Below are 25866 nucleotides of genomic sequence, written 5' to 3'. Positions count from 1 at the left end.
CAATCTCAGTCTAAACGAGGAAGCTTTCGGACTGACTCAATATCCAAAGTCCAACTCGAGGGCAGGCGAAAATGCTCTCCGGGTTCAGAATCCTGCGCCAAACGCACGATTAGGGGAAACCAGCGGATAAGAAACGCTGCTTGCCCATACAAGCGCAAAGGCGTCCAAAATCTTCCCTCAGGAGGGAAGACTGCTATGATGCCTGCCGCTTGCAAAGCGGCGCGTTCCGCAGGCCGATCTCGCATTCTCTCATCGCCAGAGACTATGCAGGAACCCTCTCGAAGAGCGAAGTCCGCCAACCAATCTACGTCTGCTTGACCGACCGCATTCGCCTCGAACGCAGTTTCGATCTCGACATATTCAGGCAACCTCAATTGGCGAAGAGCGTCCGGAATTCGACGAGAGATGTTTTCGTCGAACCGGATCAGGGTCACGCGGCCAACCGCTGCTCAAACTCGGCGGCCTGTCGAACCGCGTCTTGGGAAATCAAATACCAGTCCGCCGCCGCTTCGACCCCTTCGCTTTCAGCCACAGACGCCAACTTGGCGGTCGGGGCCGCAGCGTCGCCATCGACAACGACCGGGCGACCAAAGGCAAGCCTCGGATCAATCCGAACAAGCGGTAAATCTTGCGGATAGGGCTCAAAATAGCGTGCCACGCCGCGCTTAAAGACTACACGGCCCTCAAGCGCGGGCTGCATTAGATCGGGTTCAGCATAGCATTCGTTGACCAGATTGATCAGGCGACCGTCGGAACTTTCGAAAAGACGAAAACCATCCGACACGATTCCCAGATCCGCAGCAAATGGATGAGGCACTCCTTGGAGTCTCAACTTCTCCGATACCTTGCGAAGAAGCCGCATAGGAACGCCTTCCCGGAGCATGTGGGACACAAACCTAGCTTCGAGCAGAGCTTCAAACGATAAGACTGGTCGATTTTGAATTGGCTCGTAATCAGACACGACAAGGGGCGGATCACCTTTGGTCCACCGAAGAACCTCAGACGAATCACGGCGGACAAGGCGCGCGACTTGGCTGGTGGTGAACGCTCCAGCGCTCCCAATCTGCTGCCAGGACAGAACGTCGCCCATAACTGCCTCCTTTAGGCGAGTATGAATCGCGTCACCAGGTTGAGCAAGCGCCGTCAGGCCGCCTGGCGGGTTCCGCCCATCAGCATGGACAGGATTTGGCCCAGGACACGCGGCAGGTCGGCGCGGACGACCACGCGGTCCACCATGCCCTTTTCCTGCAGATATTCGGCGCGCTGGAAGCCTGGCGGCAGTTTCTCGCGGATCGTGGCCTCGATCACGCGCGGACCGGCGAACCCGATCAGGGCGCCCGGTTCAGCCAGGTGCACGTCGCCCAGCATGGCGTAGGAGGCGGTCACCCCGCCCGTCGTCGGGTCCGTCAGGACCACGGCATACGGCAGTTTCGCGGTCTTCAGTTCTTCGATGGCCAGGGTGGTCCGCGCCATCTGCATCAGCGACAGGGCGCCTTCCTGCATCCGCGCGCCGCCGGCGGCGGTGAAGCAGATCATCGGAACCTTGCGGGCCACAGCCTCGCGCGCGGCCTTGATGAAGGCCTCGCCGGCCGCCATGCCCAACGACCCGCCCATGAAGGTGAAGTCCTGCACGATCACCACGGCATCCTGACCGCCGACGACGCCATAGCCGATGGCCATGGTGTCCTTGCGCCCCGCCGCCTTGCGCGCGGCGCTCAGGCGGTCCTTGTACGGCTTGCCGTCCGAGAATTTCAGCGGGTCTTCCGGCACGTCCGGCGTGTCGATGGACTCATACTGGCCGCCGTCGAAGGTGGCCTTCAGCCGCGTCGGTGCATCGATCCGCATATGACGGCCCGACGGCGTCACCCACAGCGACGCTTCCAAATCCGAGCGATACAGCATCTCGCCCGTATCGGGGTCCTTGACCCACAGATTGTCGGGCGTGTCGCGGCGCGAAACGATCTTGCGGACGCCGGGCGCGAAACGGCTCAGCCAGCCGCCGCGCTTTTCCTGAGGTTTGTTCTTGTCGACCATGGTCGGGCTCTTAGACGGTTTCCGCCAGGGATGCACCAGTCCGCACCGACCGAACCGCGTCGCCCAGCGCCTTGACCCGAGCCAGCACGCGCGGCGCAACGGCTTCGCCGGCCTCCAGCGCGGCCGCCACCTCGTCCACCAGGGCCGAACCGACCACCACCGCATCGGCCACCCGCGCGATCTCGGCCGCCCGTTCCGGCGTCTTGACCCCGAAGCCGACGGCGACCGGCAGGCCCGAGGCCTTGCGCACCCGCTCCACCGCCGGCGCCACCACCTCGGCGTTCGCCTCCTTGACGCCCGTCACGCCCGCGACGGCGACATAATAGACGAAGCCCGAAGTGCCTTGGACCACGATCTTCAGCCGTTCGTCGTCCGAGGTCGGCGTCGCCAGACGGATCAGCGAGATCGAGACCTTGTCCAGCGCTTCGATCAGCGGCCCGGCCTCTTCCGGCGGGCAGTCCACCACGATCAGCCCGTCGATGCCGCAGTCGGCCGCATAGGCGGCGAAGGCGTCATAGCCCAGGCTCTCGATCGGGTTCAGATAGCCCATCAGGATGATCGGGGTCGCGTCGTCGCCCTTACGGAATTCACGCGCCAGATCCATAGTCGAGCGGAGGCCGAAGCCGGCCTTCATCCCGCGAATGGCCGCCCGCTGGATCGGCGGCCCCTCGGCCATCGGATCGCTGAACGGGAAGCCCAGTTCGATGATGTCGGCCCCGGCGGGGGGCAGGCCGCGCAGAAGCTCCAGCGCCTCCTCGCGCGACGGATCGCCCCCCATGACATAGGGAATAAAGGCCGCGCGGCCCTCGGCCTTCAGCGCGGCGAAACAGGCGTCGATACGGGCGGTGGTCATTGCGGCGTGGTTTCCGAAGCGGGCTTCTCGGCGGCGGACTTTTCAGCAGCGGCTTGGGCGCAGACGTCGCCGGGCACGACGGCGAAGCCCAGATAGCCGGGCAGTTCGGCCACGGCGGTCTTGGTGGTGTCGTAGAAGGCGACTAGTTGCATGCCTTCGCAACCGCCACCCTCGCGACGCTTGATCAGGACGACGCGGTTCTCATCGCCACCCGCCGCCAGCCAGCCCTTGGTCGCCAGATCGGCGATATAGGCCTCGGCCAGGGCGCCGACCTGACCCAGGGGGGCGGTGACGCACCAGGCCCGGCCGGCCAGATTGTTCAGACCGCCGCAATCCGGCGAAAGCTGCGCGCCCGGCAGCAGGGCGACATCGGCGGGCTGGACCTGTGCAGGCGCGGGCGCGGGCGTCTGGGCCTGAACGGCGGTCGAAAGGCTCAGCGCGGCGGTGGCCGCCAGCAGGCTACGGATCACAGTTCCACTCCCAGATGTTTGGCGACCTGGAAGATGTCCTTGTCGCCCCGGCCCGACATCAGCAGGACGATATCCCCGCCCTTGCCGACTTCGCGCGCCACTTCGCCCGTTCGCGCAAGCGCATGGGCCGGTTCCAGCGCCGGGATGATTCCTTCCAGCTTCGAGCACAGCTGGAACGCCTCCAGCGCCTCGTTGTCGGTCGCCGACCGATATTCGGCCCGGCCGATATCATGCAGCCAGGCGTGTTCCGGCCCGATGCCCGGATAGTCCAGCCCGGCCGAGATCGAGTGGCCTTCGACGATATTGCCGTCCTCGTCTTGCAGCAGATAGGTCCGGTTGCCGTGCAGCACGCCCGACCGCCCGCCCTTCAGCGAGGCCGCATGGTCCGGCGTATCCAGCCCGTGCCCCGCCGCCTCGACGCCGATCAGCCGCACGGCCGCGTCGTCGATGAAGGGGTGGAAGGCGCCGATGGCGTTCGACCCGCCGCCGATACAGGCCACGACAGCCTCCGGCAGCTTGCCCATCCGGGCCATCGACTGGGTCTTGATCTCCTTGCCGATCACCGACTGGAAGTCGCGCACCATGGCCGGATAGGGGTGCGGACCCGCCGCCGTGCCGATGATGTAATAGGTGTCCGAAACGTTCGTGACCCAGTCACGCATCGCCTCGTTCATCGCGTCCTTCAGGGTCGCAGCCCCGGCCGTGACCGAGAAGACTTCCGAGCCCAGCAGACGCATGCGGAACACGTTCGGCTGCTGCCGCTCGACGTCCACTGCGCCCATATAGACGGTGCAAGGCAGGCCGAACCGCGCCGACACCGTCGCGCTGGCGACGCCGTGCTGACCGGCGCCCGTCTCGGCGATGATCCGGGTCTTGCCCATGCGCCGCGCCAGCAGGATCTGGCCCATGCAATTATTGATCTTGTGCGCGCCCGTATGGTTCAGGTCCTCGCGCTTCAGCCAGATCCGCGCCCCGCCGAAATGTTCGGTCAGCCGCTCGGCGAAATACAGCGGGCTCTCGCGCCCGACATAGTGGGTCAGGAAACCGTCCAACTCAGCCTGGAAACTCGGGTCCGCCTTGGCCGCCTTATAGGCCGCGTCCAGCTCGTGGATCAGCGGCATCAGGGTCTCGGCCACGAACTGCCCGCCATAGGGCCCAAACCGACCCTGCGCGTCCGGCCAAGCATAGGCGTTGGACAGCGGCTGGCCTGGGGTCGGGGTCTGGATGGGGGTTTGAGCGTTCACGAGTCCAACTTTCACGCAGGGAGGCGTCGTAATTACGTCCGGCGCGCGTTTTGGATGAAGGCCGCGATCCGGTCGGCGTCCTTAACACCCGGCGCGCTTTCGACGCCAGAGGACACATCCACCATCGGCGCCCCGGTGATCCGCAGCGCCTCGGCCACATTGTCGGGGTTAAGCCCCCCCGCCAGGAACCAGTCGTGGCGAAACGCCCGGTCCGCCAGCAGGGTCCAGTCGAAACTATGCCCCACGCCGCCGGGCAGGACCGAACCCTCCGGCGGCTTGGCGTCGAACATCAGATGATCGGCGTGATAGTCCCATTCGTCGGCGGCGGCGAAGTCGTCGCCGTGCCGGATCGGCAGGGCCTTGATCACCCCCGCCCCGGTCAAGGCCCGCACGCCTTCCGCCCGCGCCGGCGTCTCTGATCCGTGCAACTGGATGAAGTCGGGCTTCAGCGTCCGCGCGATCTCTTCCAGCAAGCCGTCGTCCGGATCGACCGTCACCGCCACGATCTTCGCCCGTCCCCGCGCCCGCTCGAACAGACGCGCCGCCGCCTCAGGCGCCAGATGGCGCGGGCTCTTGGGAAACACCACCGCCCCCACGAAATCCGCCCCGCCGTCCAGGGCGGCGTCTAGGGTGTCGGCGGTGGTCAGGCCGCAGATCTTGATGGCTGTCTTCATGGGACGATCACCGTCAGTCCAATGTCGCGGCCTACCGCGGCCATATCCTCATCCAGTGTCGCCACGACGCAGCCGTGTCTGGCGGCGATGGCCAAATGCACGGCGTCGGGCGCCCGCAATCTCGTGTCCGCCCTCAGCATGGCGCGCGACTCTACGATGTCGCCATCAACGACCGACAGCACGATCCGACCCTTCAACCATTGGTCAAACACGCGTTCAAACGACCTCCGCTCCTCGTCGAGCAAATGGCGCATTCGCGCCTTGACCGCCAAGGCCGAAGAAAACTCGGCCAGCGCCCAACTGCTCAGCACGAAATCGTCAATGTCGGCGATCCAGGTCGATGTCCGCTGCGTGTGCTTGTCGGTATGGAACAGAGACACCAGAACGCTGGTGTCGAGATAAACAGTCAAATCTCTTCGTCCCGCATGCGCCGGATCAGCGTGACGGAGTCGATGGGCGACTTAGACTTGATCCGCACCCGTTGCAGCCAGTCCATGTCCATCGGCCCCGACGTCGGCTTTGTCGCCTGCGTCGGTTCAAGCCGCGCGATCGGCACGCCGCGCCGCGTGATGGTCACGGCCTCGCCCGCCAGCATGCGATCCAGCAGCTTGGGCAGGTTGTTCTTGGCTTCGGCGACGGAGTAGCTGGACATGGCCATCAAGATAGCCATCTAACGTCAAATGTCCACAATCTCGGTTCAGACGAAGATCGACGCGATCTCCTCCGGCGTCAGCAACCGCCACTGCCCCGGCGCCAGATCGGCCGGCAGCGTCAGGCCGCCCAGCCGTTCGCGGTGCAGGGTCTCGACATGGTTGCCGGCGGCGGCGAACATGCGCCGCACCTGGTGATAGCGGCCCTCCGTCACCGTCAGCAGGGCCTCGGTCGGGGACACCACCTCCAGCACCGCCGGCGCCAGCGGCTTGTCCTCGCCCTCCAGCACCAGTTCGCCCGAGGCGAACAGCGCGCCCTCGGTTCCGACCAGCGGCCGCGCCAGCCCGGCGCGATAGACCTTGCCCACATGGCGTTTGGGCGAAATCACCCGGTGCAACAGGTCGCCGTCGTCGGTCAGCAGCAGCAGGCCCGTGGTCTGCTTGTCCAGCCGCCCGATGGTCGAGATGGCCGGGTCGCGCGCCCGCCACCGTCCCGGCAGGATGTCATAGACCAGCGCGCCCTCTTCCTTGTGGGAACAGGTCATGCCCAGCGGCTTGTTCAACAGGATCACCAGCCCCTGAACCGGATCCAGCGGCTCGCCGTCGATCTCCATCCGGGTCGGCAGGTCCGGCGTTACCGCGATCCGCTTGGACACGTCCGTCAGGTCCGCGCCGTCCAGCACGATCCCCCCCGCCTTGGCCATCCGCGCCATCTCGGCCCGCGATCCATAGCCCATCGACCCCAGCAGTCGGTCGACGCGGGAGGTGGGGGTCTTCACTTCACCGCCTCGAACAGCTTGTACCCACCCGAATCCGCAACCAGCCGCACCCGATTGAACGCCGTATTCAGCTCGGCCTCATACGGCAGATGCCGGTTGGCCACGATCCAGGCCACACCGCCCTTCTTCAGCAGTTCGGCCGCCTTCCTGATAAAGGCCTGGCCCAGCCGGCGATCCTCGGCCCCGCCGTCGTGGAAGGGCGGATTGCTGATGATGAAGTTCAGCTCGCCTTCTGCAATCATCGTCCGCACATCGGCCCATTCGACGCTCGCGCGCGGGTCTTCGACGTTCTTCCGCGCCGCCTCCACCGCTCGGCGATCCAGGTCGATCAGCCGCAGCGACGTCACCGCCGCCGACCGCAGGGCCACCGTCGCCAGCGCCCCATAGCCGCAACCCAGATCGACGCCCGCCCCCTTCAGCGCCGGCATATGTTGCGCCAGAAGGGCCGAACCCGCGTCGATCCGGTCCCAGGCGAAGATCCCCGGCTGCGACCAGGCCTCCAGCCCCGGCACGATCCGCGCCGCGCCTTCGGCGATGGCCTCGTCGATCCCGGCCATCGTCTCGGGCTTGACCACGATACAGCGCCGGTGGTGCGCCTTGGCCGTCTCGCCCACCTCCACGCCGAAGCCGGTCAGCTCTTTCTTCAGCCGCGACCCGCCCTTGTCCTTCAGGGCCATGACGTCCAGCCGCCCCCCGACCTTCAACGCCCTCAGCGCCAGGGCCAGAACATAGCGCCGCTCCAACACGCCGGGCGGGGCGTAGATCATTATATCGTCGACCGAGCCCTCGGGCACGGTCTCAAGCGCGGTGGAGCCGGGGATCAGGGGCGAGGTCTGGATCGCGGTGCCCGCTCCAGTGCTGGGCGGATCGAAGACGACCGGCGGTCGGCCGTAAAGAAGCGTGGTCATGCCCGCCCCTTAGAGGCAGACGCTGCAATTCGCCAGCGTCGCGGGACTCAGAACCCCGCCTGCAACAGCGCCAGCCCGACCACCCCGACCACGATCCGCCACCAGGCAAAGGGCGCAAACCCGTGCTTGGAGACGAAATCTAGCAGGAACCGCACCACCACCAGGGCCGTCAGGAAGGCCACCAGGAAGCCCACCGCGATCAGGCCGACGTCGCTGAAATCCAGCGTCTTGTGGTTCTTCAGCAGGTCATAGGCCACCGCCGCCCCCATGGTGGGCAGGGCCAGGAAGAAGCTGAACTCGGCCGCCGACCGCTTGTCGGTCTTCAGCAGCAGGCCGCCGGCGATGGTGGCGCCCGAGCGCGACACGCCGGGGATCATGGCCAGGCACTGGAACAGGCCGATCAGGAAATAGATCCGCATCGGATATTGGTTGGCGTCCAGCCACTGGGGCCGCTTGTCCATCCGGTCCAGCGCCAGCAGGATCACCCCGCCGACGATCAGGGCGACACACACCACCTGCGGCGTCTCGAACAGCACGGTCTTGATGAAGTCATAGGCCAGGAAGCCGATCACCACCGCCGGCGCAAAGGCGACCAGCAGCCCGATCAGGAACCGCCGCGCCTCGGGATCGAAGGGCCAGCGCGTCGCCAGGGTCCACAGCCGCTTGAAATAGACGCTGACGATGGCCAGCAGCGCGCCCAGCTGAATGACGATCTCGAACGTCTTGCCCGAGCTCTCGAAGCCCATGAAATGGCCGAGCAGAAGCATGTGCCCTGTCGAGGACACCGGAATGAACTCGGTCAGTCCTTCGACTAGACCGAGAATGATCGCCGCAAGCCAATCAGACATGTGATCCCCTGAGAGCCGGGGTGTTCAGTGGGAGCCCGGTTCAGGTCCCACATAGCGCAATCTGGCCCGGATAGGCGAGCCGTCCGTGGCCTGATCCACCGCATGGGCCAGCAGACCGATCAGCCGCCCCAGCACCAGCAGGTCGCCCGCCCCCGTCGGTCCCAGGTCCAGTCGCCGCGCGGTCAGGGCCAGGGCCAGGGCGAAGCTCGCCGCCTGCCCGCCTGCCGCCTCGCCTTCGGTCCATACCGCCTTGAGATCGGCGGGCAGGTCCGCCGAATCCAGCAGGGCCGGAACGCGCGGGTCGACCCGGCCGAACTCGGTCGCCACGCCGAAGCCGGGCACGCCGCCCCTCAGCCCGATCCAGCGGCGGGCCGCCCCGTCCGGATCACGCCGCGCCTCGCCGACATAGGCAGTCACCTCGTCCATCTCGATCAGGGCCCGGCCCGACAGGGTCGTCACGCCCGCCAGCACCGCCCCGGCCAGAGGCGCCCCGCCGCCGGCCGCCGCCCGCGCCGCCAGCACCGCCTCGTCCATCCCGCACTCGGCCCCGAGGACCAGGGCCCGGCGGATCAGATGGCTGTCGCGCTCGGCCGTCTTGAATCCGCGCGCCAGCCGCTGGTGCAGATACAGGCGCGGCCCCGGCCCGGAGACACTGTCCACCACCTCGCTCAGCAGCGAGGCCGCCTCGCGTTTCAGACTGGCTCCGTCATGCGCCCGCAGCGACCGGTCCTCGATGGCGCGCCGGCCCAGCACGGCCAGCACCCGCCTCTGGGTCGCGCCGCCGACGATGGGATCGATCCGGGGCTTCAACTCGGCGAAGGGATCCGCCTCGCGCGCGTCCCACAGGGTGCGCGCCGCCGCCTCCGCCGTGGCGGCTTCGGACATCTGGACCGCGTCCAGACCGCGATAGAACAGCCGTCCATCGACGATCAGGGACACCGACGACTGGATGTCCGCCTCGCCGCGCGCCGCCGCCCCCACGACCGGCCTGCGGACCTCGGACGCCTCGATCTCCTCGCCCTCGCCGCACATCCGCGCGACGTCGGACACGGCGTACAGGCTGCGTCGGGGATCAGTAGGGTCCGGCCGGGCCGCGATCCGGCCCCGGCTGACATAGGCGTAAAGGGTCTGGGCCTTCACCCCCAGTCGGGTCAGGGCCTCGCTTCTCGCAATCCAACGTTCGTCAGCGCTCATGTCGTCTCCACGACCGATGCCACAAGTAGAGAACGGAAACCGACATAGCGCCGTTTCATGTCCTTAACGCTAACGCGCCGCTTGATCCAGTTGGGGCGCTCGATTTGGGCGCCAAGGTTGGCTTTCGGCCATGATTGCGCGACAAGGGAGCCTGATGACGACGCCGCCCGCCTCTCCGCCCGCGCCCACGCCGATCGAGGACGCCCATCTGGCGACCCGGCGCATCACGCGTCTGTCGGTCGGGGTCGCTGTGGTGCTGATCGCCCTCAAGGCCTTCGCCCTGGGCGCCTCGGGCTCGGTCTCCATCCTGGCCAGCCTGGCGGACTCGACCCTGGATCTGATCGCCTCCCTCGCGACCTTCTACGCCGTCCGCTGGGCCGCCGCCCCGCCGGACGAGCACCACCGCTACGGCCGGGGCAAGGGCGAGGCGCTCGCCGCCCTGGTCCAGGCCGGCCTGGTCTTCGCCTCGGCCGTCTTCATCGGCTGGGAGGGGCTTCAGCGCATCTTCGACCCGCGCCCCGTCACGTCCGGCGGCTGGGCGAGCGGGGTGGTGATCGTGTCCATCGCCATCACCGCCTGGCTGGTCTGGATGCAGACCCGGGCGCTGAAGAAGACCGGCTCAATGGCCGTCGCCGGCGACCGCGCCCACTACGCCGCCGATTTAGCCGCCAATCTGGTGGTGCTGATCGGGGTGATCTCCGGAGCCTTCCTGAAAGCGCCCGGCCTGGACGCCGCCGCCGGCCTGGTGGTCGCCGTCTGGCTGTTCTGGGGCGCGACCGGCATGCTGAAGGCCGCCGCCGACCATCTGCTGGACCGCGCCGCGCCCGAGTCCGACCGCGCCGCCGTCACCCACGCCGTCCTGGCCGACCCGCGCATCTCCGGCGTCCACCAGCTGCGCACCCGCATGGCGGGCCAGGTGATGATGGTCCAGATGCACGTGGACCTGGACCCCGAGCTGACGCTGGACGCCGCCCACGCCATCGTGGTCGAGGCCGAGAACCGCATTCTCAGCCACTATCCGACCGCCGACATCCTGATCCACGCCGACCCGCGCGGCCGCGCCCGCCCCCAACCGGCCGAGACAGCCAGCGCCTCGCCCCCGTCAGACGCCTCACCCGAGGCCAAGACCGCCTCCCCGGCGCCGCTCCAGCCCCGTCCCAAAGGCCCCTGGTCCTGATCCGGTAAACGGACATTAACGGATGCCGGCGCATTAAGCGGTGATGTCCGAGTCCAGCGTCCTGTTCCATTTCGCCTTCCAGCCCGCCTCGCGCGCCGCGCGCCTGGCCCTGGGCGAGGCGCGCATCGAATGGACCGACACCCCGGTTCGTCCGTGGGAGGACGACTGCCCCGTCAATGACCTGAACCCCTCGGGCCTGCCGCCCGTAGTCCAGACCACCGACCGCGGCCGTCCCCTGACCCTGTGCGAACTGCCCGCCGTCCTGGGCTGGATCGAGGACCAGCAGAAGGCTCCGCTCCTGCTGCCCGCCGACCCCGCCGAACGGGCCGAGGCCCGCCGCCTGACCGGCTGGTTCGAGCGCCGGTTCACCGACGAGGTCGACGCCGTCCTGCTGCACGAGCGGATGGAGAAGCCCCTGCTCAAACTGGGTCCGCCCGAGGCCCGCGCCCTGCGCCACGGCCGCGACGCCCTGAAATCCCACCTCGCCATGCTGGAAGAGCTTGTCGCCGCCCGCGACTGGCTGGCCGGCCGCCGCCTCAGCCAGGCCGACCTGATCGCCGCCGCCCACCTGTCGGTCCTCGACTATTTCGGCGAAATCCAGTGGGCCAACTGGCCCGCGCTCAAGACCTGGTACTCCAAACTCAAATCCCGCCCCTGCTTCCGCCCCCTGCTGGCGGACCGCTTCGTCGGCGTGCCGCCGTCGGCCTGGTACGCGGACCTGGATTTCTAAAACCCCCTTTCGTCATTCCGGGGGGAGGGCCGCTTGGCCCGCAGACCCGGAACCCAGCGGCGCGCGAGAGCGCGAACCTGTCGCGGCCTCGCTGGTCCAGCATCGTGCGTCGGATAGATTTCGCCTTCGGCGCCGCTGGGTTCCGGGTCTCCGCTGCGCTGCGCCCGGAATGACGAAAGGCAAAAGCCCCCCTAAAGCGCCTCCGCACCCAAACGCGCGATCCACAGCTTCGCCCGACTGACCAGTTCATCCTTGCGCCGCAGGTCCGAGATATCCTCCGGCAATCGATCCAACTGCTCGAACCGGAAATCCTCAGGCGCGTGCGCCTTCCACGCCGCCTGCAGTGACCGATAGGGGCTGCCGCCATGGCGCAGCGCGAACCACAGGCCGTTCTGTTCGGTGTCGATGTGGCGACTCTTGCCGACCCACGCCTGACCCGTGGCGCTGCAGATCACGGCATAGACCCCGGCGATGGTCGGCCGCTCCTTGTATGCCGCGATCAGGGTCTTGCGATTTGTCTGGGTCATGGCGCTCTCTTATTTATCCGGGTATAAATATGACAGCTAATTTCACCCGGGTAAATATATGAGCGACGAAGATCGCGATCTGGTTCTGTTCGACGGCCCCCGCCGCATCGCCAGAGGTTCGGACGCCGCTGTGGCGGCCGCCTTCCGCAACGCCCTGGCGGCCTCACCTCAAGCCGCGCTGCGCGTGTTCGATCTGGCGACCGGTCGGCCAGTCGACCTGGACCTCCGTGAACAAGAACCTACTCCGGCCCCCAGGCGCGGCCGTCCGCGCCTGGGCGTCGCCGCGCGCGAGGTCACCCTGCTGCCCCGTCAGTGGGACTGGCTGGCGACCCAGCCGGGCGGCGCCTCCGCCGCCCTACGCCGTCTGGTGGACCAGGCGCGCAAGACCGGCGCGGACGACGACGCCCGCCGCCGCCGCACCGACGCCGCCTATGGGTTCATGGTCGAGATGGCCGGCGACGCCCCTGATTTCGAAGAGGCCAGCCGCGCCCTGTTCGCCGCAGACCGCGAGCGGCTCGCCGCGCTGATCGCGCCTTGGCCCACGGACATCCAGGGCCAGATCCTGGAACTGTTCGACGGCGCCGCATCGACCGAATGACCGCCCCAAGACCCTCTCCCGCTTGCGGGAGAGGTGGCCCGGCGTCCGCGCAGCGGACCAGGGTCGGAGAGGGGAGTGTCGCCAAAAGGCTAGACTTCCCCCATCGTCAGGCGTGTCGCTTCGCGCCACGACCTGACACTTCCCCCGCAAGCGGGGGAAGGTCTTCCTCGCCCCATTTCGTGCTATCCCCCGCCCGTGTCCGACCGCCTGAAAACCTTCATCCGCCAGCGCGCGGCCGAGCTCGGCTTCGACGTCTGCCGCTTCGCCTCGGCCGCTGACGCCTGGCCGGCGGGCGAGCGGCTGCGGCGTTTCGTGGACGAGGGCCGGCATGGCGACATGGAATGGATGGAAACGACGCTGGACCGCCGCCAGCACCCCACCGCCATGTGGGACGAAGCCAGGACCGCCATCGTCCTGGGGATGAACTACGGCCCCGACGACAATCCGCTGGACCAACTGGCCGAGCGTTCCGCCGCCTATATCTCGGTCTATGCGCGGGGCGACGACTATCACGAGGTCATCAAGGGCCGGCTGAAACAGCTGGCCGGTCAGATCGCGGCCCGCAACGGCGCCGACATCAAGGTCTTCGTCGACACCGCCCCCCTGATGGAAAAGCCGCTGGCCCAGCGCGCCGGACTGGGCTGGCAGGGCAAGCACACCAATCTGCTCAGCCGCACCCACGGCAACTGGCTGTTCCTGGGCACGATCCTGACCGCCGCCGAGATCGAACCGGACGCGGCCGAGACCGAACACTGCGGCCGATGCACCGCCTGTCTCGACGCCTGCCCGACGAACGCCTTCCCCGCCCCGTTCCAGCTCGACGCCCGGCGCTGCCTCTCCTATCTGACCATCGAGTTCGCCGGGCCTTGGCCGGTCGAGTTCCGCACCCTGACCGGCTCGCGCATCTATGGCTGCGACGATTGTTTAGCCGTCTGTCCTTGGAACAAGTTCGCTCAGGAGGCCCGCGAGATCCGGCTTCAGCCCCGTCCCGCCTTCAACAGTCCGCGCCTGGCCGATCTGCTGACGCTCGACGACCCCGCCTTCCGCGCCCTGTTCACCAAGAGCCCGGTCAAGCGGATCGGCCGCGACCGGTTCCTGAGAAACGTCCTCTATGCGGTCGGCAATTCCGACGACCCGAGCCTGATCGCCCCGACCCAGCACCTGCTCAGCGACCCCGCCCCTCTGGTGCGCGGCGCCGCCGTCTGGGCCCTGTCGCGCCTGATGGCCCCCGCCGATTTCACCGCTCTGGCCCAGGCCGCGAACGAGACCGACGCCCTGGTTTTGGAGGAATGGAACCGGGCCAGCGCGCCTAATTTCGCTACGGAAGTCCGGGATTTTCAACAGCCTGGGCTATGACCCGGCCGGTCATCCCATCATGACCCGCACAGCGGTTATAATCGCCGCCGGGTCTTTGACATCGCTACCGCACCTGGTCCCCGACGCGCCAGAATAGACGAAAATAGACTCCATTTTTTTAGCGTGGAATGAGTCTATTCCGCCCCTCCGCCCCGACCGAGAGGCGGACAGTTCACCCCATCCCGGTCCCGTCGCCCGATCCGCCGCCCGGCACAGGCGCCACATCCAGCAGCTTCAACCGGAAGATCAGCACAGCGTTGGGCGGAATATCGCTGCCCCCGCCGACCTCGCCGTAACCCAGGGCCGGCGGCACGAACAGGATCCACTCGTCGCCGACGCGCATCTTCTGCAGGGCCTCGGTCCAGCCGGGCACCACGGTCTCGGGCGTAAACACCGCCGGTGCCCCGCGCGCGAACGAGCTGTCGAACACCGTATTGTCGACCAGCTTGCCCTCGTAATCGACCTTGACCAGGTCGTTGCGGTCCGGGCTGACGCCGCCCGCCGCACCCGACTGGACGACCCGGTACTGAAGCCCGCTCGGCAGGGTCACGACGTCCTCTGCCTTGGCGTTCTTCTCCATGAAGGCGGCGGCTTCCGCCTTGCCGGCGTTCGGATCGACCGGCTCCGACCGGCCGCAGCCCGCCAGCATCAGAACGGCGACAACCGCCGCCCTACCCCATCCGAAGTTCATAGCCGCGTTCCTTCAAGGCTTCGCCGATCTCGTCGGCGTGGGCGCTATCGCGCGTTTCGACCATGATGTCGAACTCCGCGCCCTTGGCCGGCACGTCCAGGGCCAGCCGGTTGTGGACCACGTCGATGATATTGCCGCCCAGGCCGCCGATCACCGCCGCCATGGCCGACAACATGCCCGGCCGGTCGTCGCCCAGGATGCGATAGACGATCAACCTCCGTTCACGGACCATCTCGCGGTTCAGCACCACCGCCAGCATCCGCGCATCGATATTGCCGCCGCACAGCTCCAGCCCGACCTTCATCCCCTTGAACCGTTCGGGATAGGCCAGCAGGGCCGCCAGGCCGCCCGCGCCCGCGCCCTCCGAGACCGTCTTCTCATAGGTGACGTAATGGGCCACAGCCCGTTCGAAGTCCGCCTCCTCGCAGACGAAGACCTCGTCCACCAGCGAATCGGCCAGGGCGAAGGGGATCTCGCCCACCGCCTTGATGGCGATGCCCTCGGCGAGGGTCTGACCGGTGCAGACCGGCGGCTTGCCCGCCCGCCGTGCGGTAAAGGACGGGTATCGCGCCGCCTCGACCCCGAACACCTTGATGTTCGGCTTCATCGCCTTGGCCGCAATGGCGCAGCCGGCGATCAGACCGCCCCCGCCGATGGGGATCAACAGGGCTTCCAGGTCCGGCGCGTCCTCCAGGAACTCGATGGCGCAGACCCCCTGGCCCGCCACGATGCCTTCGTCATCGAAGGCCGAGACGAAGACATAACCCTTCTCGACCTCAAGCCGCTTGGCCTCCTCCGTCGATCCGGTGAAGTCCAGCCCCTCGATCACCACGGTCGCCCCGTGCGACCGGGTGCCGTTGATCTTGGCGAAAGGCGTGCCCTCCGGCATCACGATGGTCACCGGCACCCCCAGCCGCCCGCCGTGATAGGCTAGGGCCTGGGCATGGTTCCCGGCGCTGGCCGCCACCACCCCGCGCTTGCGCTCTTCTGGCGTCAGCATCAGCAGCCGGTTCAGCGCCCCGCGCTCCTTGAAACTGCCGGTGAAGTGCAGGTTGTCGAACTTGACCCAGACCTCGGCCCCCGTCAGTTGCGACAGTTTGCGGGAGTAGCGGGTCGGGGTGCGATCGACCTGACCGGCGATTCGGCCTCGGGCCGCCTCGATATCGGCGAAGGTGACGGTCATGGGCGCACTCCAATACAGGCGGCCGGGCGGCGCGCCCGACCAATTCTCCCGCCTGTTTCGCGCTTTGTCGGTTCCGGGTCCAGAGGGTGCAACCTTGACCGTGGAACAGACGTTATCGCTCGTGCGATAGAGGGCCGTCGCACCCCCGCGACCGGTCCACGATCATTCCGGCCCCGCCTCCCCGAGGGCAGGCCGGATTTCCGGAGGAAGCCTATGTCGATCCGTCCCCTCGCCCCCCGCGCCGTTCTCGCCGCCGTCCTGACCGCGGCCGCCGTATCGGCCTGCGCGCCCACAACCTATCCCGGCGGCGGCCCCGTCAGCGGCCCCGCCGCCTTCAACCCGGCCGACTTCGCCTGGTCGGAACGCTCGGGCCAGGCCGCCATCGAGGGCCGCGTCGCCTATGTTCAGGACGGCAAGACCTATGACTGCGTCGCCTCCGTCGGCTTGACGCCCGTCACCCCCTACACCCGCGCCCGCTTCCGCACGCTGTACGGTTCGACCGACCGGGCCGCCGTCCCTGCCGCCGTCGTTCGCGCCCGCACCGTACCCGACGCCAACGCCAACTACAGCGGCTTCGTCCGCTCCGAGACCTGCGCCAACGGCCGCTTCCGCTTCAGCGGCCTGCCCGACGGCGGCTGGTTCCTGATCGTTCCGGTGCGCACGGGCGACGAAGCCCCCCTGGTGCTGATGCGGCGCGTTGACACCCGGGGCGGTCGCGTCGTCAATGTGACGCTCTAGTTCGGTAAGCCTGCCCCGTAAGGGTTTTCAGTAAGCGTCTTCAGTAAGCGTTCCCATCCGCCCCGGCCTTCGGCCGCCCTGGGGATACATCATGAGACTCGCCCTGATCGCCGCCGTCGCCACGGCCCTGTCCTCCGCACCAGCGGTGGCCCAGACCTGGTACGACGCCCCGTCCCGCTACGACCACGGAGCCTATCAGGGGCGAGACGCCTATCGCTCCCCGAGCTACGGCGCCAGGGACTACGGCGCCCGCTACGCCTTCAACGGTCAGGGCGACCGACCGGGCGACTACCGCTGCGACGCCTATTGGGACGCCGGCCGCACCGACTGCGGCGCCGCCTGGCGGGATCAGCGGCAGACGCATCCGCGCCGCTACCGCGCCTCAGGCTACGGCTATGGCCCCAGCGTCTATCCCGGCGCCTACGGCCGGCCAGACCTGATCTACCCCGGCGGCGGCTCGACCTACGGGCGTGGCGACCGCGATGTGCGGCGCATGGATTGGTGCCGCAGCGCCTACCGCTCCTACGATCCCGCCAGCGGCTATTACCGGACCTATGACGGGCGGTTCGTCTTCTGCGGCTGACCCCGCTCACGAAGATGGGATCCCGGTAACGCGGATCGCCATCTTCTGACCACTCCGACCCCGGACAGATCCCCGCTCACGAGACAGTCGGGGAGCGCCTTCTTGTCCCAGCACAACATCATCGGGTCCGAGGCCTTTACCCGAGGCCCCATGATCCTGATCCGCAAATACCGCGCCGGCGGCGCGCGGCGCCGTCGCGCCCGCACGGCAACGGCCTTCGTCGCCGGGGCCGCAGCCATGCTGATCGCCAGCGTCCTGGGCGCCGCCGCCGTCTTCGGCCCCGGCCTCGCCGCCGGCTAGATCAGGCCAGCCACACCATCATCCGCGTATCCGCCTCGGCCCGCCGCGCCCGGCTCCAGGCCCGACGCGTCTCGCCGGTGTAAAGGAAGCCGGCCTTTTCCAGCACCCGGCCTGACGCCGGATTGTCGGCGAAATGCCCGGCGACCAGCGCCCGACGCTTCCACTTGCGGCTGGCCCAGACCAGGGCGGCGTCCAGGGCCTCGGTGGCGAAGCCCCGCCCCCAGTAGTCGCGCCCGATCCAGTAGCCGGCCTCGGGCACGCGATCCTCGCCTTCGAACAGGCCGATGACCCCGACCGGTCCCGCCGCCTCGTGCTCGATGATGAAGGTATTGGCCCGCGCCGGATCCTGAGACGCGACCTGAAGCACAAAGTCGTCGGCGTCCTGAACGCGGAACGGGTGCGGCATCCGCTTTGTCATCCGCGCAATGTCCAGATCATTGGCCAGAACCGCAATCCGGGGCGCGTCCTGCGGCGCAGGCGCGCGCAGCACCAGACGCCGCGTCTCGACGACGGGGGAGGTTTCTATGACGCACATGGGCAGTCGCCTCTCTCAGGGACCGCCTCCTTGGAGGGCTCGGACGGTCTTCGAGGCGGGGAAACGCAAACGGGGAGCCTGGTGATCCAGACTCCCCGCGGAATATCTTCCCTGGTCCGGATCGGCTGCTTTCAGGAGCAACGCGATCCGGAGATTTCCAGACTGCGTTACTCGGCGGCGAGCGCCTGAGCGGCGTCGTCATTCGCCGCGAGGATCGACACATAGCATCGGCCGCCGGCTTTCTTGGTGAATTTCACCGCGCCGTGCGTCAGGGCGAACAGGGTGTGGTCGCGGCCCATGCCGATGTTCTCACCCGGATGGAAGGTGGTGCCGCGTTGGCGCACGATGATGTTGCCGGCCAGCACGCGCTCGCCGCCATACTTCTTCACGCCCAGGCGCTTCGACTCGGAGTCGCGACCGTTACGCGACGAACCACCGGATTTCTTGTGAGCCATCTTGCCGCTCCGTCTTTCTTGAGTGTCCTACCGGCCGTTCGGCCTACTTGAGGACGTCTCTCTTTAACTGGTCTGGCGCGGTGAGGCGCCGGTGAATGTCTTAGGCTTCGTCGCCGGCGGCTTCAGCCTTGGGCGCAGCCTTCTTCTTGGCCGGGGCCTTCTTGGCGGGAGCCGAGCTCTCGACCACGACGCCCTTGATCTCGGCGCCGTCCACGTCGGTCACGACCGTCTCGGTCGAACCCAGCGCGGAGGTCGCGCCGCGGGTGGCCAGATTGCGGGCCCGCAGGTTGATCTCGGCCTTGGTCGTCAGATCGACCTTGCCGTCCCACTTGGCGGTCTCGCCGGCGCCTTCGATGCCGGTGATGCGCAGGACCGATTCCATCTGGCGGTGGCCGTTGGTGCGGCGATAGCCCTGACGGCGGGTCTTCTTGAAGATCTTGATCTTCTCACCCTTGCGGGTTTCGACCAGGGTCGCGCCGACGAAGGCGCCGTCGATCAGGGGAGCGCCCAGGGTCACGCCCTTGTCGCCGCCCAGCATCAGGACGCTGTCGAACTTCAGCTCCGAGCCGGCGTCGCCATCGAGCTTTTCGACGACAATCGTATCGCCCGGTTGGACCCGGTACTGCTTGCCGCCGGTCTTGATCACCGCGTACATGTTGAAGCCTCAGCGCAAACGCAAAAATGAAGACGCCCTCCGGAGAGACCCCCGGGGGCGAAGAGCGGCGACATATACGGAAGGGCGTCTCGGAGTCAACGCCGAACCGGTCGCTTTATCGTCAGTCCAGCGCGCAGATGTCCGGCAGGCCACGCAATCCGCCCGCGTTGTCGAGGCCATAGCCCACCAGGAAGCGGTTCGGGGCCTCCCAGCCGACGAAGTCGGGCTCGGGCGCGCGAGGGGCGGGCCAGGGCTTGCGGGCGAAGACGCAGGTCAGGACTTCGGACGCGCCGCCCTCGCGGGCGATCCGCACCGCCTCGGCCAGGGACAGGCCGGTGTCGAAGACGTCATCCAGGATCAGGACCTTCCGGCCGGCGATGGGACGCTGAAACGGCGCATAGACGTCGATTTTGCCGCGACTGGTCTTTTCATCGCCATAGGAGGTCAGCCACAGGGCGTCGAACCGGACATTGCGCCCGACCCGCGACAGGGCGCGGGTCAGGTCGGCGGCGAACCACAGACCGCCGGTCAGCAGGACGGCGGCGACCGTCTCGTCGTCGATGACCGGCGCGATGCGCGCCGCGAGATCCGCCACGACGCGGGCGATGTCGGCCTCGGCCAGGAGGACGGTCGGCTCAGGAGAGAGATCAGCCATGCGAGGCGGATACCGCCTCGCCATGACCTCTGTCCACCACGGGAATGGGCCGTGCCTCGATCGGAGCGCCTGCGCCGCGCCCGCCGAGCCCCGGCGCCACGGCCGAACGCAGGCCGTTTGAGGCGGGCGCAAGCTCAGCATGGGCGTCTGCCGGGGCATGGTCAGCGGGGGCATGAGAGTCAGCCGGAGGATGGGCGTCAGTTGCGGGATGTGCGTCCGCCGGGGGATGAGCCGGCGCCGCGTGATCCTCGCCGTGACCGTCCCCATGCGCCTTTGCCGGCGCAGCATGGCCATCAGAGCCATGATCCTTCGCCCGCTTGGCGTGGGAGGTTTCCGCCGTCACGAAGTTGACGCCGATATCGGCCGCATGGCCGCCAGGATCGGGGATGAGCACAGCGAACCCTTGCACCTTTCCGGGCAGGACCGGGGCGGCGTCGATGGTCACGATCTTGAATCCGACCTCGGCGCCATGCTCGTCCAGCAGGGCGACACGGACCGGCGCGGCCACGATCTCGGCGTCACGGACGTTGCGCAGAGCGCCCGAGACCAGAACCATCCCCGGATGGGTGGCGACTTCCTTGGCGGTCATGGCTTCGAAGTCCAGGCCGACTGGGTTCACAGGCGCCCCGACGGCGGCATAGGCGGCGGCGGCGCGGGGGAAGGCCTCGACCACCTCGATCCGGAACAGGAAGGCCGAAACGATCACGCCGATAAAGGCGCTGGCCAGGCCGGCCCAGACCACGCCATGGGTCGCGGCGCGGCGCAGGCGACGCTGCTGCTCGGCGCGGGCGCGGAAAGCCTTGGGCAATTCCGGCGCCGGGGTCTCGGCCAGACTGGCGGGCTCGGATGCGGCGTCCGGCTCGGGTGTCGGAATGACGCGCGGCTCGGGCGCGACGTTCAATTCCAGGGGTTCATCGCTGGTCGCGCGCCAGATTTCGCCGCACGATTTGCAACGCACCTTGCGCCCGTTCGCGCCCATGGCGTCGTCGGGAATGAAATAGCTGGTGGCGCAGGCGGGGCAGGTCAGTATCATGTCGCTGACTGCGAGGCTCTCGCCCCCTCCTGTAAGGCGCGATTTCGCGCCCTGTCCCTGAAACAAACTCTATGCCGTCCTCGCCAACCAGCGCCGCCGATGCCGCCCCCGTGACCGAGACCGTCCGCCTGTCGGGCGTGGGTTTCGGCTATGCGGACGCGCCCGACGTGCTGCGAGACGTTAACCTCATTCTGACGCGAGGCTCTTTCCACTTCCTTACCGGGCCGTCCGGAGCCGGAAAGTCTTCGCTGCTACGGCTTCTGACCCTGGCCGACCGACCGACCACGGGGACGATTCGCCTGTTCGGCGCCGACGTCTCAGACATCGACCGGCGCGACATCCCGGCCTTTCGCCGCCGCATGGGGGTGGTGTTCCAGGATTTCCGCCTGCTGGACCATCTGTCGGCCTTCGACAACGTCGCCCTGCCCTTGCGGCTGGCGGGCGGGCGCGAGGCCGACTACGCCGCCGATGTGGAAGAGATGCTGAAATGGGTCGGCCTGGGCCGTCGGATGGACGCCCGTCCCCCAGCCCTGTCCGGCGGGGAGAAACAGCGTCTGGCCATCGCCCGCGCCGTCATCACCCGGCCCGGCCTGATCGTCGCCGACGAACCGACCGGCAGCGTGGACGCCGTCATGGCCGAGAAACTGCTGCGCCTGTTCCAGTCGTTGAACCGTCTGGGCGCCACCGTCCTGATCGCCAGCCACGACCAGGCCCTGGCCGAACGCTCGGGCGCTCAGGTGCTGAGGCTGGACCAGGGACGGCTCGGCAAGGCCGCGAGGGTCGCGGCATGATCCGGCTGTCCGACTTCCGCCTGTCGAGGGGGCGGCCCGGCCTGCTGCCGCCCGCAGCCGCAGGCGAGCCCTGGCTGATGACCGTCATCGCCGTCCTGTGCTTCCTGGCCTGTCTGGCCGCCGTCGCCGCCTCGGCCGCCGACCGCGCCGCCCACGGCTGGGCGCGCCAACTGGGGTCGGAGGCCACGGTCCAGGTCCGCCCCCGCGTCGGCGAAAGCGGCGACACCGCCGCCGCCCGCGCGGCCGAAACCCTGTCGGGCGTTGAAGGGGTCGAAGAGGCGGCAGCCCTGGACCGCAAGGCGGCCGAGGATCTGCTGCGTCCCTGGCTGGGCGACGCGGTCCTGCCGGATCTGCCCCTGCCCCATTTGGTGACGGTGCGTCTGAAACCCGACGCACCCGCCAGCGCCTTGACCCTGAGCCGGGCCCTGGCCGAGGCCGGGCTGGACGCCACCGTCGATGACCACAGCCTGTGGCGCGGCGAGGTCGAACGCTCGGCCGCCCTGATCACCACCCTGGCCGGCGCCGCCTTCCTGGCCACCGCCTTCGCCGCCGCCGCCGCCATCGCCTACGCCACCCGCGCCGGTCTGGCCGCCGGGCGCGGGGTGATCGAGACCCTCAGCCTGAATGGCGCGACCGACGGACGCATCGCCTGGCTGTTCCAAAGGCGTTTCGCCCTGATCGCGGCCGGCGCCGGCGCCGTCGGAGCGGGAGCAGCAGGCCTGCTGCTGGCCTTCCTGCGGTTCCTGGGCGGCTCGGACGGCCTGACCCAGGCCCTGCCCGTGACCTGGGGCGACCTGCTGCTGCTCTCGCCATGTCCGCTGCTGGCGGCTACGGTGGCGCTTGTCGCGGCCAGATTCGCCGCCATGCAGGTGCTGGGCTCAGGCAGGAGGAAGGCGTGAGGCTGCTCGTCGTCGTCGGCATCGTCGTCCTGATCTGGCTGGTCGGCCTGTTCGCTTTCGCCCACCGGGTGCGCGAGCTGACGCCCGCCGACGATCCCGCTCAGGCCGACGCCATCGTGGCCCTGACCGGCCCGTCCGCCGAACGGGTCAACGCCGCCATCCGCCTGCTGGAACAGGGCAAGGGCCAGCGCGTCCTGATCTCGGGCGTCAATCGCGAGGTCCGTCGTCGCGAGCTGCGCGAGCTGACGCCGGGCTCCAGCCGCCTGTTCAACTGCTGCGTCGACCTGGGCTTCGAGGCCGAGGACACCGTCGGCAACGCCCAGGAGATCGCCGCCTGGGCGCGCTCCAAGGGCTATGACGACCTGATCGTCGTCACCTCCGACTATCATATGCCCCGTTCCCTGGTGGAGATTCGCGGCCAGCTGCCGGGCGTCAAACTGACCCCCTACGCCGTCTCGACCCCGTCGCTGGACAATCGGCACTGGTGGCGGGCGACGGTGACGGCGCGTCGGATGACGCTGGAGTACATGAAATATCTGGCCGCCCTGGGTCGCGAGGGCGTCCGTCGCCTCAGCCGCGACGCCCCCTCTTCCGACACCCCTGTCTCCGACCTTCCCCCCGAAAAGGCCCCTGCCTAAGTGAACACCCTGCGTTCCCTGCTCTTCACCGCCTGGCTCTATCTGTCGATGCCGATCGTCGCCATCGGCCTGTCGCCCATACTTCTGGCGCCGCACCGCTATGTGCAGGGGGTGTGCAAGCTGTGGGCGAAGATCGTGCTGTTCGGCCTGCGCTGGATTGCGGGGGTCAAGGTCGAGGTGCGCGGGCTCGAGCATGCCCCGTCCGGCGCGGCCCTGATCGCGTCGAAGCACCAGGGAATGCTGGACATCGTCGCCCTGCTGGCCGTGCTGCCCGACGCCTGTTTCGTCATGAAGAAGGAGCTGATGCCCCTGCCCTTCTTCGGCTGGTTCGCCTGGAAGGCCAAGATGATCGCCGTCGACCGCGCCGGCCACGCCAGGGCGCTGAAGGACATGACGCGCCAGGCTCATGACCGGCTGTCCGAAGGCCGCCAGATCGTTATCTTCCCGGAGGGCACCCGCAACGACCCCGGCGTGCCCGGCGATTACAAGCCCGGCGTCGCGGCCATCTATCGCGATCTGGAAGGCCCCTGCTGGCCGGTCGCCACCAACTCCGGCGTCCACTGGCCGGCCCACGGCTTCCGCCGCTATCCGGGCAAGGTGGTGTTCGAATTCCTGGAGCCGATCCCCGCCGGACTGAAGCGCGGCGCGATGATGGCGTTGCTGGAAAGTCGCATAGAGACGGCTTCGACCGCCCTCTTGGAGCCAAAGGCCCAGCTCGAACGTATGGGCTGACCGATCCCGTATTAGGAACCACCCAATGTCCCTGCGCCTCCTGGCTCTGACCGCCGTCGCCGCCACCGCCTTCGCCGGCTCCGCCCTGGCCCAGTCGCAGCCCTATGAGCAACTGCGCCCCGTGCCCGACAGCTGGACCGTCGATCTCGGCGTCGGCGCCCTCTACAGCAAGGACAGCGGCGGCGACACGGGCTCCGAGACCCAGGTCGTGCCCTGGGTGTCCGCAAACTATCGCGACGTCGTCTATCTGAGCGCCATCGACGGCCTGGGCTGGAATGCGATCAAGACCGACGACTTCCGCGCCGGCCTGCAACTGCGCCCGCGCTTCTCGCCCGACGACATCGAGGGCCTGGACCTGGATCGCCCTGACTTCGGCGCCGACGTCGCCGCCTACGCCTTCAAGCGCCTGCCCGGCAATATCGTGGTCGGCGGGCGGGTCAGCCGCGACGTGACGGACGTCAGCGAGGGCACGGAATACTACGCCTCGGTCGGCCATCAGCGCGTGACGCCGATCGGGCTGATGAATGTTTCGGTCTACGCCCGCGGCGGCGACGCCAAGCTGGCCGACGCCTATTATGGCGTCAGCGCCGCCGAGGCCGCCCGCAACGGCATCAACGCCTATTCGCCGGGCAGCGGCCTGCAAGGCGCGGGCGCCAGCCTGTTCCTGCTGGTTCCCCTGAACGATAAATGGGGCGCCGGCGCCCTGGTCAATTATGAGCGCCGCCTGGGCGACGTGGCCGACAGCCCCCTGTCCCAGGAAGACGACACCATCCGCACGGGCGTCTTCTTCGCCCGTCGCTTCGGCGGCTGAGGGAAAGGCGGCGACCGATCAGGTCGCCGCGAACTCGCTGAGCGCGTCGATCACGGCGCGGTTCTGATCCTCGGTGCCGATGGTGATGCGCAGCGCCTGGGGCAGACCATAGCCGCCGACCGGGCGCACGATGACGCCCCGAGTGTTTAGGTGGTCGTTGGCGGCGGCGGCGCGTTCAGCGCCGTCGAACACCACCAGCACGAAGTTTCCGGCGCTGGGCAGGACTTCCAGGCCGAAGCCGCGCAAGGCCTGGGTCAGACGCGGCTTCCAGTTCGACACCAGATCACGCGACGCCGTCTGGTGCGCCTCGTCGAACAGGGCGGCGGTCGCGGCCTCCAGCCCCGGCACGGAGACGTTGAAAGGCAGGCGGATGCGGTCGATGGCCTCGGCCACCTTCAACGGCGCATAGCCGAAGCCGATGCGCAAACCGCCGAGACCGTGGATCTTGGAGAAGGTGCGGGTGACGACGATGTTTTCGGCCGCCTTGGCCAGCGGGAAGGCGGTCTCCCAGTCGGCCTCGGTCACATATTCCGCATAGGCCTCGTCGATCACCAGGATGACGTTGGCCGGAAGGGCCGCGTGCAAGCGGCGGATCTCCTCGCCGGTGTTGTAGCTGCCGGTCGGGTTCGACGGGTTGGAGACATAGACGATCTTCGTCCGGTCATCGACCTGGGCCAACAGCGCATCGACCTCGGCCTTGAAGTTGGGCTCGGGCGCCAGCTTGACCTGGGCCTCGCAGCCCAGGGCGCTGATCCGATAGGCCAGGAAGCCGTACTGGCCGCAGACGATATTGTCGCCCGCCGTCAGATAGGTCTGGTTCAGCAAGGCGAAGACCTCGTCAGAGCCATTGCCGAAGATCAGCCGCTCGGGCTCCAGCCCATGCTTCTCCGCCACGGCATCGCGCAGCTTGGTCGCACGCCCGTCCGGGTAGATGTGGATGTTCTTGATCGCCGCCTCATAGGCCGCGCGCGCCTTCTCGCCGGCGCCCAGCATGTTCTCGTTCGAGGACAGTTTCATCGGCTCGGCGACGCCGGCGATGGACGACTTGCCGCCGACATAGGGGGCGATGTCGAGGATGCCGGGCTTGGGCTTGGGGCCCTGGGTCGCGTCGGTCATGGAAAGCCT

At 68.0% G+C, this 25866-nt stretch carries 34 protein-coding genes; 12 read left to right on the top strand and 22 right to left on the bottom strand.

Features of this window, described 5'->3' with window-relative positions; translation table 11 throughout:
• Positions 1-5: 5 nt before the first annotated feature.
• The 13 genes from ACW17X_RS14815 to ACW17X_RS14755 all read right to left on the bottom strand — a co-directional run bounded on the left by ACW17X_RS14815 (position 6) and on the right by ACW17X_RS14755 (position 9654).
• On the bottom strand, positions 6-434 hold the full coding sequence (locus ACW17X_RS14815) for a PIN-like domain-containing protein (RefSeq protein ID WP_492098539.1): 429 nt from the start codon (positions 432-434) through the stop codon (positions 6-8).
• Positions 431-1090, bottom strand: coding sequence for a hypothetical protein (locus ACW17X_RS14810; protein WP_492098538.1), 660 nt, complete (start codon positions 1088-1090; stop codon positions 431-433). The genes ACW17X_RS14815 and ACW17X_RS14810 overlap by 4 nt, the downstream gene beginning before the upstream one ends.
• Before the next feature lie 53 nt (positions 1091-1143).
• Positions 1144-2034, bottom strand: a complete 891-nt coding sequence (locus ACW17X_RS14805; RefSeq protein ID WP_492098536.1) for an acetyl-CoA carboxylase carboxyltransferase subunit beta — start codon at positions 2032-2034, stop codon at positions 1144-1146.
• Positions 2035-2044: 10 nt separating this feature from the next.
• Entirely contained in the window at positions 2045-2887 is an 843-nt protein-coding gene (gene trpA, locus ACW17X_RS14800) for a tryptophan synthase subunit alpha (protein WP_492098534.1), read from the bottom strand.
• Positions 2884-3357 (bottom strand): hypothetical protein, encoded by a 474-nt coding sequence (locus ACW17X_RS14795; RefSeq protein WP_492098532.1) that lies wholly within the window; start codon positions 3355-3357, stop codon positions 2884-2886. The genes trpA and ACW17X_RS14795 overlap by 4 nt, the downstream gene beginning before the upstream one ends.
• Entirely contained in the window at positions 3354-4556 is a 1203-nt protein-coding gene (gene trpB, locus ACW17X_RS14790) for a tryptophan synthase subunit beta (RefSeq protein ID WP_492100480.1), read from the bottom strand. Before trpB ends, ACW17X_RS14795 begins: the two co-directional genes overlap by 4 nt.
• A gap of 77 nt (positions 4557-4633) precedes the next feature.
• Entirely contained in the window at positions 4634-5275 is a 642-nt protein-coding gene (locus ACW17X_RS14785; protein WP_492098530.1) for a phosphoribosylanthranilate isomerase, read from the bottom strand.
• Positions 5272-5685: a type II toxin-antitoxin system VapC family toxin gene (locus ACW17X_RS14780; RefSeq protein WP_476695375.1), complete on the bottom strand. Its 414-nt coding sequence runs from the start codon at positions 5683-5685 to the stop codon at positions 5272-5274. Before ACW17X_RS14780 ends, ACW17X_RS14785 begins: the two co-directional genes overlap by 4 nt.
• Positions 5682-5945, bottom strand: coding sequence for a type II toxin-antitoxin system Phd/YefM family antitoxin (locus ACW17X_RS14775; protein WP_492098528.1), 264 nt, complete (start codon positions 5943-5945; stop codon positions 5682-5684). Before ACW17X_RS14775 ends, ACW17X_RS14780 begins: the two co-directional genes overlap by 4 nt.
• A gap of 27 nt (positions 5946-5972) precedes the next feature.
• The gene (locus ACW17X_RS14770; protein WP_492100479.1) at positions 5973-6662 is read right to left on the bottom strand and encodes a pseudouridine synthase; all 690 of its coding nucleotides are present in this window, start codon (positions 6660-6662) and stop codon (positions 5973-5975) included.
• A 38-nt stretch (positions 6663-6700) separates the two neighbouring features.
• Positions 6701-7612 carry a class I SAM-dependent methyltransferase gene (locus ACW17X_RS14765; protein WP_492098526.1) on the bottom strand — a complete coding sequence of 304 codons (912 nt, stop codon included), beginning with the start codon at positions 7610-7612 and terminating at the stop codon, positions 6701-6703.
• A gap of 47 nt (positions 7613-7659) precedes the next feature.
• Entirely contained in the window at positions 7660-8460 is an 801-nt protein-coding gene (locus ACW17X_RS14760; protein ID WP_492098524.1) for an undecaprenyl-diphosphate phosphatase, read from the bottom strand.
• Positions 8461-8484: 24 nt separating this feature from the next.
• Positions 8485-9654: a citrate/2-methylcitrate synthase gene (locus ACW17X_RS14755; protein WP_492098522.1), complete on the bottom strand. Its 1170-nt coding sequence runs from the start codon at positions 9652-9654 to the stop codon at positions 8485-8487.
• Positions 9655-9808: 154 nt separating this feature from the next.
• Between ACW17X_RS14755 and ACW17X_RS14750 the strand changes: the two genes are divergently transcribed.
• Together ACW17X_RS14750 and fzlA are read left to right on the top strand one after the other, a co-directional pair.
• Positions 9809-10831, top strand: a complete 1023-nt coding sequence (locus tag ACW17X_RS14750; protein ID WP_492098520.1) for a cation diffusion facilitator family transporter — start codon at positions 9809-9811, stop codon at positions 10829-10831.
• 43 nt (positions 10832-10874) lie between these two features.
• Entirely contained in the window at positions 10875-11561 is a 687-nt protein-coding gene (gene fzlA, locus ACW17X_RS14745; RefSeq protein ID WP_492098519.1) for an FtsZ-binding protein FzlA, read from the top strand.
• A 191-nt stretch (positions 11562-11752) separates the two neighbouring features.
• Here fzlA and ACW17X_RS14740 read toward each other — a convergent pair whose 3' ends face one another.
• A complete protein-coding gene (locus ACW17X_RS14740; protein WP_492098517.1) occupies positions 11753-12088 on the bottom strand; it encodes a GIY-YIG nuclease family protein in 336 nt (111 codons plus the stop codon).
• 58 nt (positions 12089-12146) lie between these two features.
• On the opposite strand from ACW17X_RS14740, the gene ACW17X_RS14735 reads away from it, so the two are divergent.
• Entirely contained in the window at positions 12147-12686 is a 540-nt protein-coding gene (locus ACW17X_RS14735; protein ID WP_492098515.1) for a DUF2239 family protein, read from the top strand.
• Between the two features lie 195 nt (positions 12687-12881).
• On the top strand, positions 12882-14042 hold the full coding sequence (gene queG / locus ACW17X_RS14730) for a tRNA epoxyqueuosine(34) reductase QueG (protein ID WP_492098513.1): 1161 nt from the start codon (positions 12882-12884) through the stop codon (positions 14040-14042).
• Positions 14043-14214: 172 nt separating this feature from the next.
• Here queG and ACW17X_RS14725 read toward each other — a convergent pair whose 3' ends face one another.
• A complete protein-coding gene (locus ACW17X_RS14725; protein ID WP_492098511.1) occupies positions 14215-14733 on the bottom strand; it encodes an FKBP-type peptidyl-prolyl cis-trans isomerase in 519 nt (172 codons plus the stop codon).
• Complete coding sequence (locus ACW17X_RS14720) at positions 14714-15916, bottom strand: threonine ammonia-lyase (RefSeq protein WP_492098510.1); 1203 nt, start codon at positions 15914-15916, stop codon at positions 14714-14716. Before ACW17X_RS14720 ends, ACW17X_RS14725 begins: the two co-directional genes overlap by 20 nt.
• 213 nt (positions 15917-16129) lie before the next feature.
• Between ACW17X_RS14720 and ACW17X_RS14715 the strand changes: the two genes are divergently transcribed.
• The 3 genes from ACW17X_RS14715 (at position 16130) to ACW17X_RS14705 (ending at position 17537) form a co-directional block, all read left to right on the top strand.
• Positions 16130-16654: a hypothetical protein gene (locus ACW17X_RS14715; RefSeq protein ID WP_492098508.1), complete on the top strand. Its 525-nt coding sequence runs from the start codon at positions 16130-16132 to the stop codon at positions 16652-16654.
• A 91-nt stretch (positions 16655-16745) separates the two neighbouring features.
• Positions 16746-17237, top strand: coding sequence for a BA14K family protein (locus ACW17X_RS14710; RefSeq protein ID WP_492098507.1), 492 nt, complete (start codon positions 16746-16748; stop codon positions 17235-17237).
• Between the two features lie 102 nt (positions 17238-17339).
• On the top strand, positions 17340-17537 hold the full coding sequence (locus tag ACW17X_RS14705) for a hypothetical protein (RefSeq protein WP_267515501.1): 198 nt from the start codon (positions 17340-17342) through the stop codon (positions 17535-17537).
• Position 17538: 1 nt separating this feature from the next.
• Here the strand turns inward: ACW17X_RS14705 and ACW17X_RS14700 are convergent, their stop codons facing one another.
• The 5 genes from ACW17X_RS14700 to ACW17X_RS14680 all read right to left on the bottom strand — a co-directional run bounded on the left by ACW17X_RS14700 (position 17539) and on the right by ACW17X_RS14680 (position 20870).
• Complete coding sequence (locus ACW17X_RS14700; RefSeq protein ID WP_492098505.1) at positions 17539-18072, bottom strand: GNAT family N-acetyltransferase; 534 nt, start codon at positions 18070-18072, stop codon at positions 17539-17541.
• A 167-nt stretch (positions 18073-18239) separates the two neighbouring features.
• Positions 18240-18527 (bottom strand): 50S ribosomal protein L27, encoded by a 288-nt coding sequence (gene rpmA / locus ACW17X_RS14695; RefSeq protein WP_267515499.1) that lies wholly within the window; start codon positions 18525-18527, stop codon positions 18240-18242.
• A gap of 100 nt (positions 18528-18627) precedes the next feature.
• Positions 18628-19182, bottom strand: a complete 555-nt coding sequence (gene rplU / locus ACW17X_RS14690) for a 50S ribosomal protein L21 (protein ID WP_267515498.1) — start codon at positions 19180-19182, stop codon at positions 18628-18630.
• A 121-nt stretch (positions 19183-19303) separates the two neighbouring features.
• A complete protein-coding gene (locus ACW17X_RS14685) occupies positions 19304-19837 on the bottom strand; it encodes a phosphoribosyltransferase (RefSeq protein ID WP_492098503.1) in 534 nt (177 codons plus the stop codon).
• Positions 19830-20870 carry an MJ0042-type zinc finger domain-containing protein gene (locus tag ACW17X_RS14680; protein WP_492098501.1) on the bottom strand — a complete coding sequence of 347 codons (1041 nt, stop codon included), beginning with the start codon at positions 20868-20870 and terminating at the stop codon, positions 19830-19832. The genes ACW17X_RS14685 and ACW17X_RS14680 overlap by 8 nt, the downstream gene beginning before the upstream one ends.
• Before the next feature lie 71 nt (positions 20871-20941).
• Between ACW17X_RS14680 and ACW17X_RS14675 the strand changes: the two genes are divergently transcribed.
• From ACW17X_RS14675 to ACW17X_RS14655, 5 genes are read left to right on the top strand one after another with little or no spacing between them, the layout of a single operon-like run.
• Positions 20942-21661 carry a cell division ATP-binding protein FtsE gene (locus ACW17X_RS14675; protein WP_492098499.1) on the top strand — a complete coding sequence of 240 codons (720 nt, stop codon included), beginning with the start codon at positions 20942-20944 and terminating at the stop codon, positions 21659-21661.
• The gene (locus ACW17X_RS14670; RefSeq protein ID WP_492098497.1) at positions 21658-22560 is read left to right on the top strand and encodes a cell division protein FtsX; all 903 of its coding nucleotides are present in this window, start codon (positions 21658-21660) and stop codon (positions 22558-22560) included. The genes ACW17X_RS14675 and ACW17X_RS14670 overlap by 4 nt, the downstream gene beginning before the upstream one ends.
• Entirely contained in the window at positions 22557-23198 is a 642-nt protein-coding gene (locus tag ACW17X_RS14665; protein ID WP_492098495.1) for a YdcF family protein, read from the top strand. The genes ACW17X_RS14670 and ACW17X_RS14665 overlap by 4 nt, the downstream gene beginning before the upstream one ends.
• Positions 23199-23930 (top strand): lysophospholipid acyltransferase family protein, encoded by a 732-nt coding sequence (locus ACW17X_RS14660; protein WP_492089009.1) that lies wholly within the window; start codon positions 23199-23201, stop codon positions 23928-23930.
• 25 nt (positions 23931-23955) lie between these two features.
• Positions 23956-24741, top strand: a complete 786-nt coding sequence (locus ACW17X_RS14655) for a MipA/OmpV family protein (RefSeq protein ID WP_492098494.1) — start codon at positions 23956-23958, stop codon at positions 24739-24741.
• Positions 24742-24759: 18 nt separating this feature from the next.
• On the opposite strand, the gene hisC is transcribed toward ACW17X_RS14655, so the two are convergent.
• Complete coding sequence (gene hisC / locus ACW17X_RS14650; RefSeq protein ID WP_492098492.1) at positions 24760-25857, bottom strand: histidinol-phosphate transaminase; 1098 nt, start codon at positions 25855-25857, stop codon at positions 24760-24762.
• Positions 25858-25866: the final 9 nt, after the last annotated feature.

The sequence above is a fragment of the Brevundimonas sp. FV1ye4L genome (assembly GCF_058681255.1).
Note: the sequence above shows the minus strand (reverse complement) of the source record. Positions and strands in the feature narration are given on the sequence as shown.